The organism is Fuscovulum blasticum DSM 2131, from assembly GCF_003034965.1.
In the GTDB taxonomy this organism is placed as follows: domain Bacteria; phylum Pseudomonadota; class Alphaproteobacteria; order Rhodobacterales; family Rhodobacteraceae; genus Pseudogemmobacter; species Pseudogemmobacter blasticus.
Genome location: NZ_PZKE01000010.1, coordinates 1 through 17,842, shown reverse-complemented (window position 1 = coordinate 17,842; position 17,842 = coordinate 1). Strand labels below are relative to the sequence as shown.

14 protein-coding genes are annotated in these 17,842 nt (G+C 69.7%); 10 read left to right on the top strand and 4 right to left on the bottom strand.

The window, feature by feature from the left end; genetic code table 11:
• The first annotated feature begins 11 nt into the window (after positions 1 to 11).
• Positions 12 to 902, top strand: a complete 891-nt coding sequence (gene folD / locus C5F44_RS11320; protein WP_107673650.1) for a bifunctional methylenetetrahydrofolate dehydrogenase/methenyltetrahydrofolate cyclohydrolase FolD — start codon at positions 12 to 14, stop codon at positions 900 to 902.
• Here folD and pdeM read toward each other — a convergent pair.
• Both pdeM and C5F44_RS11310 read right to left on the bottom strand, forming a co-directional pair.
• Entirely contained in the window at positions 899 to 1,546 is a 648-nt protein-coding gene (pdeM, locus tag C5F44_RS11315; RefSeq protein ID WP_107673649.1) for a ligase-associated DNA damage response endonuclease PdeM, read from the bottom strand. The two genes, folD and pdeM, sit on opposite strands and share 4 nt — an antisense overlap.
• Positions 1,547 to 1,641: 95 nt before the next feature.
• Positions 1,642 to 4,035: a ligase-associated DNA damage response DEXH box helicase gene (locus tag C5F44_RS11310; RefSeq protein ID WP_107673648.1), complete on the bottom strand. Its 2,394-nt coding sequence runs from the start codon at positions 4,033 to 4,035 to the stop codon at positions 1,642 to 1,644.
• Positions 4,036 to 4,326: 291 nt separating this feature from the next.
• Here C5F44_RS11310 and C5F44_RS11305 point away from each other — a divergent pair, with 291 nt between their 5' ends.
• From C5F44_RS11305 to C5F44_RS11290, 4 genes are all read left to right on the top strand, one after another.
• A complete protein-coding gene (locus C5F44_RS11305) occupies positions 4,327 to 5,145 on the top strand; it encodes a TIGR00282 family metallophosphoesterase (RefSeq protein WP_107673647.1) in 819 nt (272 codons plus the stop codon).
• 43 nt (positions 5,146 to 5,188) lie between these two features.
• On the top strand, positions 5,189 to 6,967 hold the full coding sequence (locus tag C5F44_RS11300; RefSeq protein ID WP_107673646.1) for an SLC13 family permease: 1,779 nt from the start codon (positions 5,189 to 5,191) through the stop codon (positions 6,965 to 6,967).
• 92 nt (positions 6,968 to 7,059) lie between these two features.
• A complete protein-coding gene (locus C5F44_RS11295) occupies positions 7,060 to 7,800 on the top strand; it encodes a YebC/PmpR family DNA-binding transcriptional regulator (RefSeq protein ID WP_107673645.1) in 741 nt (246 codons plus the stop codon).
• A gap of 182 nt (positions 7,801 to 7,982) precedes the next feature.
• On the top strand, positions 7,983 to 8,924 hold the full coding sequence (locus C5F44_RS11290) for a lysophospholipid acyltransferase family protein (protein WP_107673644.1): 942 nt from the start codon (positions 7,983 to 7,985) through the stop codon (positions 8,922 to 8,924).
• 3 nt (positions 8,925 to 8,927) lie between these two features.
• On the opposite strand, the gene C5F44_RS11285 is transcribed toward C5F44_RS11290, so the two are convergent.
• Positions 8,928 to 9,809 carry a LysR family transcriptional regulator ArgP gene (locus C5F44_RS11285; RefSeq protein WP_107673643.1) on the bottom strand — a complete coding sequence of 294 codons (882 nt, stop codon included), beginning with the start codon at positions 9,807 to 9,809 and terminating at the stop codon, positions 8,928 to 8,930.
• 176 nt (positions 9,810 to 9,985) lie between these two features.
• Between C5F44_RS11285 and C5F44_RS11280 the strand changes: the two genes are divergently transcribed.
• From C5F44_RS11280 to C5F44_RS11265, 4 genes are all read left to right on the top strand, one after another.
• The gene (locus C5F44_RS11280) at positions 9,986 to 10,588 is read left to right on the top strand and encodes a LysE/ArgO family amino acid transporter (protein ID WP_107673642.1); all 603 of its coding nucleotides are present in this window, start codon (positions 9,986 to 9,988) and stop codon (positions 10,586 to 10,588) included.
• Positions 10,589 to 10,610: 22 nt separating this feature from the next.
• Positions 10,611 to 11,519, top strand: coding sequence for a DMT family transporter (locus tag C5F44_RS11275; RefSeq protein ID WP_235822611.1), 909 nt, complete (start codon positions 10,611 to 10,613; stop codon positions 11,517 to 11,519).
• 84 nt (positions 11,520 to 11,603) lie between these two features.
• Complete coding sequence (locus C5F44_RS11270) at positions 11,604 to 13,061, top strand: DUF2793 domain-containing protein (protein ID WP_107673640.1); 1,458 nt, start codon at positions 11,604 to 11,606, stop codon at positions 13,059 to 13,061.
• A 79-nt stretch (positions 13,062 to 13,140) separates the two neighbouring features.
• Positions 13,141 to 14,445: a UDP-glucose dehydrogenase family protein gene (locus C5F44_RS11265; RefSeq protein WP_107673639.1), complete on the top strand. Its 1,305-nt coding sequence runs from the start codon at positions 13,141 to 13,143 to the stop codon at positions 14,443 to 14,445.
• Between the two features lie 4 nt (positions 14,446 to 14,449).
• Here the strand turns inward: C5F44_RS11265 and C5F44_RS11260 are convergent, their stop codons facing one another.
• On the bottom strand, positions 14,450 to 15,376 hold the full coding sequence (locus C5F44_RS11260; RefSeq protein WP_181318254.1) for a glycosyltransferase: 927 nt from the start codon (positions 15,374 to 15,376) through the stop codon (positions 14,450 to 14,452).
• A 172-nt stretch (positions 15,377 to 15,548) separates the two neighbouring features.
• Here C5F44_RS11260 and C5F44_RS17835 point away from each other — a divergent pair.
• The coding region (locus C5F44_RS17835) for a hypothetical protein (RefSeq protein WP_181318253.1) at positions 15,549 to 17,842 on the top strand (2,294 nt) is incomplete at its 3' end.

The window sequence follows — 17,842 nt, the reverse complement described above, 5'->3', positions numbered from 1 at the left end:
GGGGAAAGCGGATGACCGCCAGGGTGATCGACGGCAAGGCCTTTGCGGCCAATGTGCGGGCGCAGGTTGCGGCGCATGTGGCGCGGCTGAAGGAAGAACAGGGCCTGACCCCCGGTCTGGCGGTGGTGCTGGTGGGCGAAGACCCGGCCAGCCAGGTTTATGTCCGCAACAAGGGCACCCAGACGGTCGAGGCCGGAATGGCCAGTTTCGAACACAAGCTGCCGGCCGATACGTCCGAGGCCGATCTGCTGGCGCTGGTGGCCCGGCTGAACGCCGATCCGAAAGTTCACGGGATTCTGGTGCAGTTGCCGCTGCCTGCTCATCTGAATTCCGAGCTGATCATCAATACGATCGACCCAGCCAAGGATGTGGACGGATTCCACATTTCGAACGTTGGCCTGCTGGGGACCGGGCAGAAGAGCATGGTGCCCTGCACGCCGCTGGGTTGCCTGATGATGCTGCGCGATCATCACGGCAAGCTGGCCGGGCTGAACGCGGTGGTGGTGGGGCGGTCGAACATCGTGGGCAAGCCGATGGCGCAGCTTCTGCTGGGCGACAGTTGCACGGTGACCATCGCGCACAGCCGCACCAAGGATCTGGCCGAGGTCTGCCGCCGCGCCGACATTCTGGTCGCCGCCGTGGGCCGGCCCGAGATGATTACCGGCGACATGGTGAAGCCCGGCGCGACGGTCATCGACGTGGGCATCAACCGGATCGAACGCGACGGCAAGGCCCGGCTGGTGGGCGACGTGCATTACGAAAGCGCGGCGGCGGTGGCCGGCGCGATCACCCCGGTGCCGGGCGGCGTGGGGCCGATGACCATCGCCTGCCTGCTGGCCAATACCCTGACCGCCTGCTGCCGCGCAAACGGCCTGCCCGAACCCGAAGGGCTGACCGCCTAACGCGGCATCGGGATCGCCCGCGCCTTCGGCCCGGTCAGCACCGCCAGCGCGCCGGGCTGCATCAGCCCGGTCAGCGCGGGATCATGGCTCCACAGCCCGCCGGTATAGGCGCCATAGGCCGGCAGGATGATGCGCGCGGCATCGGCCAGAAAGCAGGGCCGCGCCTGTCCGGCCAGCCGCGCCTTGGGGTGATAATGCCCCGAAACCTCATGTCGCTGCGCGGGGTCTGCGATGTGGCGGAAGGTCAGCGCGCCCAGGGTCAGGCTGGCCCGGTGGGTGCCGGCCAGCGCGATGGGGCCGGGGTCATGGTTGCCTTCGATCCAGGTCCAGTCGCGCCCGGCCATCAGCCGCGCCAGCCAGAGCATCGCGTCTTCCTCCAGCGCCCCGGCGGCGGCGGTGTCGTCGAAACTGTCGCCCAGGCAGATCACGCCGGCCGGGCGGGTGGCGGCGATGTCGGCTTCCAGCCGTTCCAGCGTGGCGCGGGTTTCATAGGGCGGCAACAGCGCGCCGCCGCGCCGGGCCAGCCGGGCCGACTTGCCAAGATGCAGGTCCGAAACCGCCAGAACCCGCCGCGCCGGCCACCACAGCGCCCCCGAGGGCAGGGCGTGCAGGGTTTCCGGGCCAAGGGTCAGGGTCTGGGACATGCGGCCTTGTCGCGGCCCCGTGCCCCGCTGACAAGGCCCCTGCTTCCAGTTGGTCCAAATACCCCGGGGGTCCGGGGGCAGCGCCCCCAGCCGGGTCAGGCCAGCCCCGCCGCCGCCATCAGGGCCTGCGCCTGCGCTTCGGCCAGCCGTTCGCGGCCCTGGCCATGGATCGGCACCTTGCCGGGTTCCAGGAACAGCGGCGCGGCCAGCGGTGTCAGCCGGGGCAGGCGGATCAGGTCGATCCGGCCTTCGATCCGGGCGAGCAGGTCTTCGATGCGGGCAAAGTCGATCAGGCCGCGCATCGCCTCTTCGCGGGTGATCTGCAGCAGAAGGTGGTCGGGGTCGTATTTGCGCAGCGTGTCATAAAGGATGTCCGACGAAAACGTGGCCTGCCGCCCGGTCTTGCGGCGGCCCTGATGGCTGCGCTCGATCAGGCCGGCGACAAGGGCCACGTTGCGGAAGGTGCGTTTCATCAGCGCATTGCCCTGCAACCAGCTTTCCAGCCCCTGCCGCAGCGTTTCGGCGGCAAACAGCGGGGCGGCGTCGGTCACGGGCGACAGGCCCCAGACAAGCGTGGCATAATCGGTGGCGACAAAGCCAAGCGGATCAAGCCCCTGATCCTCCATCTGTTTGGTGACCAGAAGCCCCAGCGTCTGCTGGGCGTTGCGGCCGGCGAAGCCGTAGATCACCAGATGTTCACGCCCGTCATGCGGGAAACTTTCCACCAGCAGCCGGTCGCGGCGCGGCAGGGCCGAGACTTGCCGTTGCAGCGCCAGCCAGCGCGCGGTGTGGTCCGGCAGGAAGGGCCAGCCGGGCCGGTTCAGCAGCGCAAGGATGCGGTCGGACAGTTGGGTTGATGTGGCGAATTTGGTGCCGTTGAACACCGCGACCTTGGGGTCGCGGCCGGGGGTGCGGCTGACCTCGACGGTCATTTCGTTCAGGCCTTCATAACGCACCACCTCGCCCCCGATCAGGAAGGTGTCGCCGGGGGTAAGGGTCGCGGCGAAGGCCTCTTCAACCTCGCCCAGAGGGGTGCCGCCGAAGCGGCCCTTGAGGCGGACCTTCAGGGTTTCGGTGTCGATGATGGTGCCAAGGTTCTGCCGGATCAGCGCGGCGCTGCGCGGGTCGCGCAGGTGCCACAGATCGCCCGTCTGCTTCAGGCGCTGCCAGCGGTCATAGGCGCGCAGCGCATAGCCGCCGGTCGCGACGAAATCGAGCGTGGCGTCGAAATCCGGCCGGGTCAGGGCGTGATAGGGGGCGGCGTCGCGGATTTCGGCATAAAGGTCGTCGGCCCGGAAGGGACCGGCGCAGGCGGCGATCAGGAGGTGCTGGCAAAGCACGTCGCGCGGGCCGGAGCCGCGCGGTTCGCCATCCAGATCGCGGGCGAGCGCGGCATCCAGCGCGGCCTGACATTCCACAACCTCGAAGCGGTTCGCGGGCACCAGCAGCGCCTTCGAGGGGGCGTTGTAGCGGTGGTTGGCGCGGCCGATCCTTTGCACAAGGCGTTTCACGTTCTTCGGCGCGCCGACCTGGATCACCAGATCCACATCGCCCCAGTCGATGCCAAGGTCGAGCGAGCCGGTGCAGACCACGGCGCGCAGGCGGCCTTCGACCATGGCCGCCTCGACCCGTTCGCGCTGTTCGCGGGCCAGGCTGCCGTGGTGAATGGCGATGGGCAGGCCGTCTTCGTTCTGCAGCCAGAGATCGTGAAAGAACAGTTCGGCCTGGGCGCGGGTGTTGTGGAAGATCAGCGTGGTGCGATGGGCGCGGACCTGTTGCAGGATCGCGGGAATGGCGTGCCGCCCGCCGCCGCCCGACCAGGGGGGCGGGGTGCCGGTGTCGAGCATGGAAATGTCGGGGTCGGGGCCGGGGTCGGCCAGCAGGATTTCGGTGCCGGGGGCCAGAAACCGGGCCAGCGCGGGCGGGTCTTCCACGGTGGCGGACAGGCCGATGCGGCGCAGGCCGGGGGCAAGGCGCCCGAGCCGGGCCAGCAGCAGGGCAAGCTGGTCGCCGCGTTTCGATTCGGCCACGGCATGAAGTTCATCGACGATCACCCGTTGCAGGGTGCTGAACATCCTGGGGGCGTCTTCGTAGCTGAGCAGAAGGGCCAGGCTTTCCGGCGTGGTCAGCAGGATATGCGGCGGGTCGACGCGCTGGCGCTTGCGGGCGGTCTGGCCGGTGTCGCCGGTGCGATCCTCGACCCGGATCGGTAGGCCGGCGCCTTCAAGGGGGGCGCGCAGGTTGCGGCGGATGTCGGCGGTCAGCGCCTTGAGCGGCGAGATATAGAGCGTGTGCAGGCCGGGCGGGGGCGCGGGGCCAAGTTCGGCCAGGCTGGGCAGGAAGCCGGCCAGCGTCTTGCCGCCGCCGGTGGGCGCGATGAGCAGCGTCGCGGGCGCTGCGGCGCGGTCAAGCATGGCCTGCTGATGCGGGTGCAGGGCCCAGCCGCGGGCGGCGAACCAGGTGGACAGGGGGGCGGGAAGGGCGGTCATCGGCGCAGGCTGCGGCGGCGCGGGGCGTTTCGCAATGCGTTGCGGTTAATCAGGCGAGAATATGGGGGAAATCCCGATCTTTGCCCGCCGGGGCGGCGCCGGTCCGGGCGGTGCGGCCGAATCGCCCCGTCGCAGCGGCGGTGCCGGGGGTTTTGCACCCCCGGACCCCCGCAGGGTATTTGAGCCAAGATGAAGCCGCGGCGGATGGCAGAAGGGGGGCGCAGGGCGCGGGGGCTTGCGGCAGCGGGGGGCGAGGCCTAGGAGAGAGAAGATTTTTCCGGTGTGGGCAGGATGCGGCTACTTTTTCTGGGCGATGTGATGGGCAAGACCGGGCGGACGGCGGTGGCCGAGCGGTTGCCGGGGCTGCGCGCGGCCTGGGGCCTGGACTTCGTGGTGGTCAATGGCGAGAACGCCACGGGCGGCATGGGGCTTTCGGCGGAACATGCCAAGCTGCTGCTGGGGGCGGGCGCCGATGTGGTGACGCTGGGCGACCACGCTTTCGACCAGAAGGACATCGTGCCGTTTCTGGAGCAGGAGCCGCGGGTGCTGCGGCCGATCAACTATTCCAAGCTGGCGCCGGGGCATGGCGCGCGGGTCTATGACGCGCCGGGCGGGCGGCGGGTGCTGGTGGCGCAGGTGCTGGGCCGGGTGTTCATGAAGCAGCCTTTCGATGACCCGTTTTCCGCCATCGAGCCGGTGTTGAAGACGCATCGGCTGGGGGCGGCTGTGCAGGCGGCCATCGTGGATGTTCATGCCGAAGCGACCAGTGAGAAGATGGGCATGGGGCATTGGTGCAACGGGCAGGCAAGCCTTGTGGTGGGCACCCATACCCATGTGCCAACCGGGGATGCGCAGATCCTGTCGGAAGGCACGGCCTATATGACCGATGCCGGCATGTGCGGCGATTATGACAGCGTGATCGGCATGGAGAAGCTGGAGCCGATGCGCCGCTTTGTTACCGGCATGGCCAAGGCGCGGTTCGAACCGGCGGCGGGCGAGGCGACGTTGTCGGGTGTCTATGTCGAGACCGATGACCGGACGGGCCGCGCAACACGGGTCGAGATGGTGCGGCAAGGCGGGCGGCTGTCGCCCTCGGGGCCGGTGATGTGAACCTGGCGGGCAACGCAAGGGGGTATGGGTTGGAGACGGTAGCATGTTCGGCTTGAGTGTTCCGGCGGACTGGGCACCCTGGGTGGCGCTGGCCATTCTGGTGGTGATGTTCACCATGTTCGTGCTGGAAACGATGCCGGTGGAGGTGACGGCCATCGCCGCGGCGGCGGTGATGCTGATCACCGGCCTGCTGCCGCTGAAGGACGCGACGGCGGTGCTGTCGAATTCGGCCCCCTGGACGATTGCGCTGATGTTCCTGGTGATGGGCGGGCTGGTGCGCACCGGGGCGGTGGAGGCGGTGATCCGCACCACGGAACGCTATGTGGACGGGCGGCCGAAACTGACCATCGTGGCGCTGTTCGGCTTTTGCGCTGCCGCCTCGGCCTTCATGAACAACACGCCGCTGGTGGCGGTGATGATCCCGGTGGTGATCCAGATCGCGGTCAAGATCGGGGTGGCGCCGTCCAAGATGCTGATCCCGCTGAGCTACATGACGGTGCTGGGCGGCATGATCACGCTGATCGGCACCTCGACCAACATTCTGGTGGACGGGGTGGCGGCCAAGGCGGGGCTTCAGCACTTCAGCCTGTTCGAGGTGGCGCCGCTGGGAATCGCGGTATCTCTGGCGGGCGGCCTGTATCTGGCGACGATCGGCCGGCGGCTGTTGCCCGAGCGGCAGTCGATGGGCACGCTGCTGAGCGACCGGCGGAAGATGAAATACTTTACCGAGGTGGCGATCCCCGAGGACAGTGTGCTGATCGGGCAGGCGCCGCTGGAGGTGGACCTGTTCAAGCGGGACGGGGTGCGGCTGATCGACGTGTTGCGCGGCGACGCCAGCCTGCGGCGTGACATGGCGCCGGTGCGGCTGATGGCGGGCGACCGCGTGGTGCTGCGTACCGAGATGACCGAGCTTCTGGACCTGCAACGGCGCAAGGACGTGCATCTGGTCGACAAGCTGTCCAGTGTTAAGACCGAGACGGTCGAGGTGCTGATCGGGCCGGGCTGCCGGATGGAGGGCCAGCGGCTGGGCGACCTGCGGCTGCGGCGGCGCTATGGCGTTTACCCGATTGCCGCGCATCGGCGGAACCAGAACATCGGCCGGCAACTGGACGATCTGGTGGTGCGGGTGGGTGATACGCTGCTGCTGGAAGGCGCGATCGAGGACATCCAGCGGCTGGCGGCGGACATGGACCTGGTGGATGTCAGCCGGCCTTCGATCAAGCCGTTCCGGCGCGCGAAGGCGCCCATCGCGGTGGCGGCGCTGGTGTTCATCGTGCTGCTGTCGGCCTTTGACGTGGCCCCGATCCAGGCGCTGGCGCTGGTGGCGGTGGCGGTGATCCTGCTGACGCGCTGCGTGGACAGCGAGGAGGCGTTCAGCTTCATCGACGGCCGCCTGCTGGCGATGATCTTTGCCATGCTGGCGGTGGGTGAGGGGCTGGACCAGTCGGGCGCGGTGGAGCTGATTGTCGATGCGGCAGCGCCCGCGCTGGCGGGGCTGTCGCCGTTCCTGCTGATTCTGGCGGTCTATTTCATCGGGCTGGTGCTGACCGAGTTCCTGTCGAACAATGCCGTGGCGGTGATCTACACGCCGGTGGCCATCCAGTTGGCGCAGAACCTGGGCTATGATCCGCGGCCCTTCGTGGTGGCGGTGATGTTCTCGGCCACGCTCGCCTTCGCGACGCCGGTGGGATACCAGACCAACATGATGGTCTATGGTCCGGGCGGGTATCGGTTTTCCGATTTTACCCGGGTGGGCCTGCCGCTGAACCTGCTGACCATGCTGGTGGCTTCGGCGCTGATTCCGCTGCTTTGGCCGCTGTAAGGGGCGGGGTGCCCCGGCCGCGCGGGGTTGCCCACACGTTGCCCGCCGGTGTAAGGGACCGCATCATCGCAAAGACCAAGGGGTAAACGGCCATGGCCGGCCATTCGAAATGGGCGAACATCCAGCACCGCAAGGGCAAGCAGGACAAGGCGCGCTCGGCGACTTTCTCGAAGTTGGCGAAGGAGATCACCGTCGCCGCCAAGATGGGGATGCCGGACCCCGACATGAACCCGCGGTTGCGGCTGGCGATCAAGGCCGCCAAGGCGGTGTCGATGCCGAAGGACGTGATTGATCGCGCGATCAAGAAATCGCAGATGGGCGATGCGGCGGATTACACCGAGATGCGCTATGAAGGCTATGGCGCAGGCGGCATTGCCATCATCGTCGAGGCGCTGACCGACAACCTGAACCGCACCGCCAGCAACGTGCGCAGCTATTTCACCAAGGCCGGCGGCAACATGGGCCAGACCGGCAGCGTGAGCCACAGCTTCGACCGGGTGGGCGAGATTTCCTATCCGCTGGCGGCGGGCAGCGCCGATGACGTGATGATGGCCGCGATCGAGGCGGGGGCCGACGACGTGGAAACCGACGACGAGGCGCACTGGATCTATTGCAAGGTCGAGGATCTGGCGGCGGTTTCGGATGCGCTGGAAGCGGCGCTTGGGGAATCGACCGAATCCAAGCTGATCTGGCGGCCGCAGTCGCGCACCGAGGTGGATCTTGAGACGGCGCAGAAGCTGATGAAGCTGATCGACCTTCTGGAAGAGGATGACGACGTGCAGACCGTCACCCACAATTTCGACGTGCCCGAGGACGTGGCCGCGAAGCTGTAATCCGCGACCCATCGCGCAGGACGACCCGACGCCCGCCCCGGAACACGGGGCGGGCGTTCTGCATGGCGATGCAGGGCTGTCACCGGCCGTTCATCCGGGCGTCATGGGCCCGACATTGGCGCGTCATTGCGGCGTCACCGGCGGTCGGGATGCTGTCCCCGACAGCAGCCCGGGGGATTCGGATGACGGGGATGATGCGGACGGGCGGGTTTGACGGGGCCGAGCCGGTTCTTCCCGCCCCCCTGGAGCCGCGGCCGGGGCCGGCCGGCGCGGCGGAGCCTGTCTTCACCTATTCCCACGCGGGCCAGACGCGGTTGCGGCGCAGGCTGATCCGGCTGGCCGAGGCGGCGGCGGGGCGCAACCGGCTGGAGCGGCTGTATCAGGACTGGCGGGCCCGGCCGCGCCCGGTGCGCGAGCCGGTGCTGACGGCGGCGGTGCGGGCGCTGGGCCTGTGGCCGCAGTTCCTGGCGGGCGGCTATGACCGCATCCCGCGCGAGGGCGGGCTGGTGATCGTGGCGAACCATCCCTTCGGCATCGTGGACGGGCTGATCCTGGGGCATATCGCCTGTTCGGTGCGGCCGGATGTGAAGCTGATGGTGCACAGCCGGCTGTGCCAGCCGCCCGAGGTGAAGGACGTGCTGCTGCCGGTGGATTTCGGCGGCGGGGCCGAGGCGCGGCGCATTTCGGCCGAGACGCGGCGGCAGGCGATGGACTGGGTGGCGGCGGGGCATGTGCTGGTGATCTTTCCGGCCGGCGGCGTGGCCACCGCGCCGAAGCCGCTGGCACGGACGGCGGCGGATGCCGCCTGGCATCCGTTCGTGGCGCGGCTGGCGCTGGTGCCCGGCGCGCGGGTGGTGCCGGTGTTCTTTCACGGGCGCAATTCGCGGCTGTTCCAGGTGGCCAGCCACTGGAGCTATCCCCTGCGGGTGGCGCTGATCTTCCGCGAAACGCTGCGGCGGCGGGGCCGGGCGGTGCCGGTTTCGGTGGGCGAGGCGGTGGCCTGCACCGGCGTGCCACGGGCCGAGGTGACGGCGCATCTGCGGCGGCTGACCTTTGCGCTGGCGGGGCGGCGCGGGCCGCGGGCCGAGGAGGAGTTCGTCTTTCCGGCGCGCATCCGCTGGTAGCGGTCAGGCCACCAGCGCGCGGGCGGCGTGGTCACGAATGGCGCGGGTCAGCGGCGCAAGGGCCGGGGCGACCAGCCGGGTGAACTGCCAGTACAGCGGCACGTCAAGCGGGGTTTCGGGCGCAAGGTCCACCAGCCGCCCGGCGGCAAGATGGGCCGTGACCAGTGCTTCGGGGTTCATGCCCCAGCCAAGGCCCAGAAGGGCGGCCTCGACGAAGCCCTGGGAGGAGGCGATGCGATGGGCGGGCAGGGGCCCGGGGCGGGCGGTGCCGGTGGCCTGCGCGGCCCAGCGATCCTGCAGCCGGTCGGCATCGGAGAAGCGGATCGAGGGGGCCTGTCGCAGCGCATCGGCCGTCAGGCCTTGCGGGAACCAGCGGGCGGCGAAGGCGGGGCTGGCGGTGGCGCGGTAGCGCAGCGCGCCAAGCGGCAGCGTTTCGCAGCCCTGCACCGGGCCGGGATGGCCGGTCAGGGCGGCCACGACCTCTCCCTTCCGAAGCCAGTCCAGGCTGACATCCTGATCGTCGATGACAAGATCGTAAAGCACATCCGGCACGGCGGCCAGCGCGGGCAGCACCCAGGTGGCCAGGCTGTCGGCGTTGAGGGCAAGGCGCAGCGTGGCGGTGGTGGGCGTCAGGCCGGGCAGGTCTTGCGTCAGGCGGGATTCGAGCAGCGCCACCTCGTCATGGTGGCGGATCAGGCGCAGGCCGGCGGCGGTGGCGGTGCAGGGCTGGCCACGCCGGATGAGCAGGGTGCCGGTGGTTTCCTCAAGCGCCTTGATGCGCTGCGAGATGGCCGAGGGCGTGACGTTCAGCCCGGCGGCGGCCAGATCGAAGCTGCCGCGACGGTGGACGGCGGCGAGGGCGGCAAGCTGGGCGGGATCGAGCATGGCGGGGTTTCCGTGCCGGGGGGCCCAGGAGCGGGGGCCTTGCCCCCGCACCCCCAGGGTATTTGGGCCAAGATGAGGATTAGCATAACTTAAGGATGGAGAGAAACATTAATTCGGCTTTTTCGGCCCTGTGGGGTAGGTGCGGAGGGACGAGGAATGGCGGACAGGGGAACGGCATGTTCGAGGCGGCGGTTGCGGGGTTTTTCACCGGGTTGAGCCTGATCCTGGCGATCGGGGCGCAGAATGCCTTTGTGCTGCGGCAGGGCTTGCGGGGGGAACATGTCGGCGCGGTGGTGGCGGTCTGCGCGCTGTCGGATGCGGTGCTGATCGGGGCGGGGGTGGCGGGGTTCGGCGCGGCGTCGCAGGCGCTGCCGGGGCTGGCCGAACTGGCGCGCTGGGCGGGCGTGGGGTTTCTGGTGGTTTATGGCGCGTTGCGGTTCCTGGCGGCGCGCAAGGGGGGCGAGGCCTTGCAGCCCGCGCCCGACGCGGTGGTGCCGCTGCGCCGCGTGCTGGCGATCTGCCTGTTCCTGACCTGGGCCAATCCGCATGTCTATCTGGATACGGTGGTGCTGCTGGGGTCGATCAGCGCGCAATATGCGCCGCGGGGGCTGGCCTTCGGTCTGGGGGCGGGGGCGGCGTCCTTTGCCTTTTTCGCGGCGCTGGGCTACGGGGCGCGGCTGCTGGCGCCGGTCTTTGCCAACCCGCGCGCCTGGGTGGTGCTGGAGATCGGGGTGGGGCTCACGATGTGGGCCATCGCGGCGGGGCTTGCCTTTTCCTGACGGGCAGTGTGGGTGTGCCGGCATGAGCGGAACGGGTGACAGAGGCCGGCCCCTGGCGGGTGTGGCGTGGATGCTGGCGTCGGGCATTGCCTTCGTGGGCGTGAATGGCGGCGTCAAGCATCTGGGCACCGACCTGCCGGCGGCGCAATCGGCCTTCATCCGCTTTGCCTATGGCGTGCTGTTCTTTCTGCCGATGCTGGGGCCGATCTGGCGCAAGGGCTTTCCGGCGCCGGTCTGGCGGCTGTTCGGCTGGCGGGGGCTGCTGCATGTGGCGGCGGTGGTGTTCTGGTTTCATGCCATGGCGCGGGTGCCGGTGGCCGAGATGTCGGCGATTGCCTTCCTGAACCCGGTGATCGTGCTGGTGCTGGCCGGGCTGATGCTGGGCGAGCCGCTGGGGATGCGGCGGCTGCTGGTGGTGCTGGCGGCGCTGGCGGGTGCGATGATCGTGCTGCGGCCGGGGTTCCGGGCGGTGACGGAGGGGCATCTGAGCCAGATGGCGGCGACGCTGTGCTTTGCGGTCAGCTATCTGTTCGCCAAGCGGCTGAGCCAGTTGGCCCCGCCGGGGGTGGTGGTGGCGATGATGTCCTTCAGCGTGACGCTGGGGCTGTTGCCGCTGGCGCTGTGGGTGTGGGTGCCGGTCGATCTGAACCAGATGGTCTGGCTGGGCGGGGTGGCCGGGCTGGCGACCTTTGGCCATTACGCAATGACGCGGGCCTTTGTCGCGGCGCCGCTGACGGTGACGCAGCCGGTCACGTTCCTGCAGATCCTGTGGTCGGCCGCCTTGGGCGCGCTGGCCTTTGCCGAGCCGGTGGACCCCTGGGTCATTGCCGGGGGCGCGGTGATCATCGGCGCGGTCAGCCTGAACACCTGGGCCGAGGCGCGGCGGGGCCTGGCGCTGGCCGAGGCCGAGGCGGAGAGTGTTGCGCCCTGAGGGCGCGCGCCGCGCGGTCGGGTTACCGGCGGTTCAGCACGGCGGCCTAGGGTCGCGCGGAACGGCGTTCCCGCGGAGGTTTGCATGGCCGACGATACCACGATCCTGGGGCTTCCCCTGATCCTGCCCAACCAGGCGCAGAAACATGTCACCCATAACGAGGCGCTGGCGGTGCTGGACGTGATCGTCCAGCTTGCGGTGATCGACCGCGACCGGATCCTGCCGCCCGCGCTGCCGGCGCTGGGCGACCGGCATATCGTGGCGCCGGGGGGGCAGGTGGACTGGGCCGGGCAGGATGGCCGGGTTGCGGTGATGACGGCGGCGGGCTGGCAGTTCCATGCGCCGCTGCCGGGCTGGCAGGCGCATGTGATTTCCGAAGGCGTGACGGCGGTGTTCGACGGGCTGCACTGGGGCGTGCCGGTGGCGGCGGAGGGGGCCTTCCAGCGGCTGGGCATCGCGACCGGCGCCGATGCGGTGAACCGGCTGGCGGTGGCCGCGCCGGCGACGCTGTTCACCCATGCGGGGGCGGGGCACCAGATGAAGCTGAACAAGGCCGCCCCGGCGGATACGGCCAGCCTGCTGTTCCAGACCGGCTGGTCCGGCCGGGCCGAGATGGGCACGGCGGGGGGGGAGGATTTCTCGATCAAGGTTTCGGCCGATGGCAGCGGCTGGTTCAGCGCGCTGGTGGCGGCGGCCGGATCGGGCGAGGTGACGCTGCCGCAGCCGCTGCATCTGGGCGGGCAGGCCGCCGATCCGGTGGCGCCGCAGGACGGGACGCTGTGGCTGAACACGGCCAGCGGCGAGGTGAAGATGCGCAGCGCCGGCCGGACCGAGGTGCTGGCGGGGCGGCAGGCGCCGCTGGGGCTGTGGGACTGGTGGTATGACCTGCGGCTGGGATCCACCACGGTGTCGGCGTCGGACCTGTTCCTTGGCGCCGCGATTTCCAGCGGCACGAACACGACCGCCGTCCCGGCGACCGCGCGCAAAGGGTTCAATCCGCTGGGGGTTTTCCTGCGGTCTTCGACCTCGGCCAACGGGGGGTATCGGTATGTTGCCCCGTCAACCAGCGGCGGGAACAATTTCTATTGCGGGGCGGTGGCGCTGAAATTCCGCGCGCAGTTCCAGTGGCTGACCGATTTCACCGGCCGCACGGTGCGGGCGGGCCTGCACAGCACCACCAATGCCGTCGATGCGCAGCATGGCGTGTATTTCGAGGTTCTGGGCGACCAGCTTGTCGGCAAGACGGCGGCGAACAATGTCCGCAGCAGCACGGCGGCGCTGACGCTGGCGCTGGGGGTGGCCTATACGATGGATGTCGAGGTCAACGCGGCGGGCACGGCGGCGCGGTTCCGGGTCTGGGCCGATGCCGAGGAGACGGCGGTGTTGGACCAGACCCTGACGACGAACATCCCCGCCAATCCGGCCTATGTGGTTGCAGCGGCCTTTGTGGCGACCGAGGTTTCGACAACTGCCAGCGACATCGGGGTGCTGTACAGCCTGGGCGTGGGCACGGTGGCGGGCTGCGACCGGCAGCGCGGCTGACAGTGGATCTGTCCGGTCTGTTTGACAGGCAGGACGGCTGCGCCCTAATGAAGCCGGGGATCGTTCGAAAGGCCACCGGATGCGCATTGCCGTTGTTGGTGCAGGATATGTCGGCCTGGTGTCCGGCGTCTGTTTTTCGGACTTCGGGCATGAGGTCGTCTGCATCGACTCGGACCCTGACAAGATCCTGCAACTGCGGCAGGGCGTGGTGCCGATCTATGAACCCGGGCTGGAAGACCTGCTGGCCCGCAACCTGGCCAGCGGGCGGCTGACCTTCACCACCGACATGGCGCAGGCGGTGGACGAGGCCGAGGCGGTGTTCATTGCCGTCGGCACCCCGACGCGGCGGGGCGACGGCCATGCCGACCTGAGCTATGTGATGGCGGCGGCGGCCGACATTGGCCGCGCGCTGACCGGCTATGCGGTCGTGGTGACCAAATCCACCGTGCCGGTGGGGACCAATCGCAAGGTGGCCGCCGTGCTGCGCGAGGCCAATCCGCAGGCCAGTTTCGATATGGTGTCCAACCCCGAATTCCTGCGCGAGGGGGCGGCCATCGACGATTTCATGCGCCCCGACCGGGTGGTGATCGGCACCGAGACCGAGCGGGCGCGCAAGGTCATGGCCGAGCTGTACCGCCCGCTGAGCCTGCGGGAGTTTCCGGTGGTTTATACAGGTCTCGAAAGCGCCGAGATGATCAAATACGCGTCCAATGCCTTTCTGGCCACCAAGATCACCTTCATCAACGAGATTGCCGCCCTGTGCGAACGGGTGGGGGCCGATGTGAAGGCGGTGGCCAAGGGCATGGGCATGGACGGGCGGATCGGGTCGAAGTTCCTGCACGCCGGGCCGGGCTATGGCGGGTCTTGCTTTCCCAAGGATACCCGCGCCCTGGCGCGCAGCGGGCAGGACCATGCGGTGCCGATGCAGATCGTGGAGACGGTCATCAAGGTGAACGAGGAGGTCAAGCGCCGGATGTTCCTGAAGATCGAGGATCTGCTGGACGGCCGGCTGCGCGACAGGACGATCGCGGTGCTGGGGCTGACCTTCAAGCCCAATACCGATGACATGCGCGAGGCGCCGTCGCTGACGCTGGTGCCGGCGCTGGTGGGGGCCGGGGCCAAGGTGCGGGTCTGCGATCCGCAGGGACAGCGCGAAGGCGAGGCGCTGCTGCCGGGCGTGAAATGGTGCGACAGCGCCTATCAGGCGGTACAGGGGGCCGATCTGGTGGTGATCCTGACCGAATGGAACGAATTTCGCGCGCTGGATCTGGCGCGGCTGGCCAAGCGCATGGCGGTGCCGCAGATGGCCGATCTGCGCAATATCTATGACCCGGACGAGGTGCGGGCGGCGGGCTTTGTCCGCTATGCCGGCGTGGGGCGCTGATCGTTCAGACCCGGCCAAGGGCCGCTGCCGCCAGCAGCACCGCCGTGCCGGAGGCCGAGGCGCGGTGAAGCCCGGCCCGGTGCAGGGCCATGGCGCGGCCCGGCCCGGCGGGGGGCGCGGCAAGAAAGCCGTCCAGCGTGCGGCGGGCGGCAGGCGTCAGCAGGGCGGCGGTCTGTTGCAGCGCCTGCGCCTGCGCCTGCATGGCCCAGCCCCAGCGGCCCGAGCCGAGCAGCGCCAGCCGCCGCAGCGCCCCGCGCAGATCGCCGCTGCCGCCCAGGGCATTGCCGGGGTGCTGGCGGTAAAGCGCGACGGGCAGCGGGTCGAGCACCAGCCGCGCGCCGGCGCCGGCCAGAAGCTGATAGATCCACCAGTCATGCCAAGGGATGGCGCGCGCCCCTTGCGGCCCCAGCAGCGCCAGCGCCTGCCGGACCAGCGCCAGCGCGGCGGCGTTCAGCACCAGCGTGTGACCGCAAAACAGGTTCTGCGCCAGCGCGTTGCCGAAACCGGGCACCGCCCGCGGCGGGCGGGACCGGCGCAGCGGCCGCAGGGCGGCATCGCAGAGCAGGCTTTCGGCGGCATAAAGCGCGGGCGCGGGGTCAGGCCCCAGCCTTCGCAGCGCGCGTGACAGCTTGCCGGGCAGCCAGACATCATCCTGATCGGCCAGCGCCACCGGCCCGGCGGGCAGGTCGGGGTGGCCGAGGGCGGACAAGAAATTTGCCGCCGCCGTGCCGGTGCAGGGGCCGGGCACCAGATGCAGCGGGTGGCGGCGGGCGAAACCGGCCAGGATCGCCGGTGTCGCATCGGTCGAGGCGTCGTCAGACACGAACAGCGCCCAGTCGGGGTGCGTCTGTCGGGCCAGGCTTGCCAGTTGCGCGGGCAGGTGGCGGGCGCCGTTGCGGGTGGCCATGACGATGGTGACATGCGGCGGCAAGGGCAGGGCTCCGGCCTGGGGGGTGTGCCTGTTATGGCGGGGGAAGGTTAAGTCTTTCGCCAGTTTCGACCGGAATTGTGCCGAAACGCCCGGGTTTCGCCCTGCTTTTCCCGCCCCGTCACCCGGTTTGGCCGCCAGCCTGCGGGGCGGAACCATGTGGCGGGGGCCCCGGGTGTATTCTTTCCAGACGATCGAGACCTTTCTCGGCGCGCCGGCCAATCTGCTGTCGGGGGTTGAGGATCTGCTGCTGTGCGAACAGGGCGGGCGGCTGATGCTGTATTCCGCCACACGCGCGGGCGGGGGCCTGCTGGCGCTGGCCGTGGGCGACAGCCTGTCGCTGGTCGATACGATGTCGGTCGCCTCGACCGGGCAGGTGCCGGCGCCGGCCACGCTGGAACTGATGCCGGGCATGGCCAAACCGGCCCTGGCGGTTTCGGGCGCGAACCAGACGGCGATGCTGACCTATCGGCTGACGGCCGATGGCGGGATTGGCGGGATCTTTCGCCCGGCCGGCGGGCTGTCCGGGGTGATCAGCGCGGAAACCTTGGTTCAGGTTGGCGGGCAGACCTATTTCTATGCGGCACGGGCCAATGACGGCACGATCCAGATTCAGGGCTGGAACCCGGCCGGCACAATGACCCAGATTGGCAGCCTGTCCACGGGGACGGCGGTGCAGTGGGTGGACATCAGCCGGCTGACCTCGGTCAGCGTGGGCGGGCAACCCTATCTGGTGGCGCTGTCGCTGGCGGGGGACCGGGTGGTCAGCTACGCCGTGGGCAACGATGGCCTGCTGACCGAGACCGGGCGCATCGGCGCGGCGGGCGGGCTGGGCATGGCCGATCCGTCGGGTGTGGCGCAGGTGGGGCTGGACGGGCACAGCTATCTGGTGGTCGCTTCGGCGGGGTCATCCTCGCTGAGCGTGATCGAGGTGACGGCGCAGGGGCGGCTGGTCGTGGCCGATCATGTGATCGACACGCTGGATACGCGGCTGGCGGGCGTTTCGGCGGTGGCGACGGTGACGCTGGGCGACCGCGCCTTCGTGGTGGCGGGGGGCGGCGATGGCGGGCTGCATCTGTTCGCGCTGCTGCCCGACGGGCGTCTGGTGCTGGTGGCCACGCTGCTGGACAGTGCCGACACCGCGCTGGAGGGCATCAAGGCGCTGGAGGTGCGCGCGGTCGATGGCCAGATCGAGGTGTTCGTGGCGGGCGAAGGCACCGGCATCACCCGGCTGCGGCTGGACCCGGGCCCGCTGGCCCCCACGCTGACCGGCAGCGCCGGGGCCGACACGCTGACCGGCGGCGAGGCGGGCGATCTGCTGCTGGGCGGCGCGGGAGATGATCTGCTGTCGGGCGGTGGCGGGGCCGACCTGATCCGCGACGGGGCGGGGGCTGACACGCTGTCAGGCGGGGCGGGGGCGGATGTGTTCGTGCTGGATGCCGATGGTGCGGCGGACCGGATCAGCGACTTTCAGGTCGGGATCGACCAGATCGACCTGTCGGCCTGGGGCCGGGTGTTCGATGCCGCCGACCTGACCATCACGCCCACGGCAACCGGCTGCATCCTGGCCTGGGGGGGCGAGGTGCTGGAAATCTGGTCGTCGAACGGGCTGCCGATCACGGCGGCCATGCTGGGCCGCAGCACGCTGTTCCCGCTGTGGCATGAAATGCCCGCGCGCACCGATGACGCGGGCCGGTTCATCGGCAGCGATGCGGCCGAGGCGATCTGGGGCACGGCCGGGAATGACGTGATCCTGGCCTCGGCCGGGGCGGATACTGTTGACGGGGGCGAGGGGCGCGATCTGGTGGATTTCCAGGCGCTGGGGGCGGGCGTTGCGGCCAGCCTTGCCGCGCAGCCCGTGGCGGTGACGGCCGGGGCGGCGGCGGGAACCGTGCTGACCGGCATCGAGGATCTGGCCGGCACCGGCTTTGCCGATACGCTGACCGGCGATGCGGGGGCGAACGCGCTGTGGGGGCAGGCGGGCAATGATCTGCTGGCGGGCGGGGCCGGCGCGGACACGCTGGACGGCGGCGAGGGCAATGACACGTTGCGCGGCGGCGCCGGGGCGGACCGTCTGGCGGGCGGCGGCGGCGTGGATTACGCCACCTATGCCGATGCGGTGGCGGGGGTGCGCGCCGATCTGTCGAACCCGGCGGCGAATACCGGCGATGCGGCGGGCGACAGCTATGTTTCGGTTGAAAACCTTGCCGGGTCGCAATCCGCCGATACGCTGACCGGCGATGGCGGCGACAATGTGCTGGTTGGCAATGGCGGGGCCGACCTGCTGGCCGGCGGCGCGGGCGCCGACACGCTGGATGGTGGCGAGGGCAATGACACGCTGCGCGGCGGTGCCGGGGCGGACCGTCTGGCGGGCGGCAACGGGGTGGATTACGCCACCTATGCCGATGCCACGGCGGGGGTGCGGGCCGATCTGTCGAACCCGGCGGCGAATACCGGCGATGCGGCGGG

Excerpts from the sequence above, each read along its gene's own strand:
- folD (WP_107673650.1), top strand. The coding sequence starts at position 12 with ATGACCGCCAGGGTGATCGACGGCAAGGCCTTTGCGGCCAATGTGCGG.
- pdeM (WP_107673649.1), bottom strand. The coding sequence starts at position 1,546 with ATGTCCCAGACCCTGACCCTTGGCCCGGAAACCCTGCACGCCCTGCCC.
- C5F44_RS11310 (WP_107673648.1), bottom strand. The coding sequence starts at position 4,035 with ATGACCGCCCTTCCCGCCCCCCTGTCCACCTGGTTCGCCGCCCGCGGC.
- C5F44_RS11305 (WP_107673647.1), top strand. The coding sequence starts at position 4,327 with ATGCGGCTACTTTTTCTGGGCGATGTGATGGGCAAGACCGGGCGGACG.
- C5F44_RS11300 (WP_107673646.1), top strand. The coding sequence starts at position 5,189 with ATGTTCGGCTTGAGTGTTCCGGCGGACTGGGCACCCTGGGTGGCGCTG.
- C5F44_RS11295 (WP_107673645.1), top strand. The coding sequence starts at position 7,060 with ATGGCCGGCCATTCGAAATGGGCGAACATCCAGCACCGCAAGGGCAAG.
- C5F44_RS11290 (WP_107673644.1), top strand. The coding sequence starts at position 7,983 with ATGACGGGGATGATGCGGACGGGCGGGTTTGACGGGGCCGAGCCGGTT.
- C5F44_RS11285 (WP_107673643.1), bottom strand. The coding sequence starts at position 9,809 with ATGCTCGATCCCGCCCAGCTTGCCGCCCTCGCCGCCGTCCACCGTCGC.
- C5F44_RS11280 (WP_107673642.1), top strand. The coding sequence starts at position 9,986 with ATGTTCGAGGCGGCGGTTGCGGGGTTTTTCACCGGGTTGAGCCTGATC.
- C5F44_RS11275 (WP_235822611.1), top strand. The coding sequence starts at position 10,611 with ATGAGCGGAACGGGTGACAGAGGCCGGCCCCTGGCGGGTGTGGCGTGG.
- C5F44_RS11270 (WP_107673640.1), top strand. The coding sequence starts at position 11,604 with ATGGCCGACGATACCACGATCCTGGGGCTTCCCCTGATCCTGCCCAAC.
- C5F44_RS11265 (WP_107673639.1), top strand. The coding sequence starts at position 13,141 with ATGCGCATTGCCGTTGTTGGTGCAGGATATGTCGGCCTGGTGTCCGGC.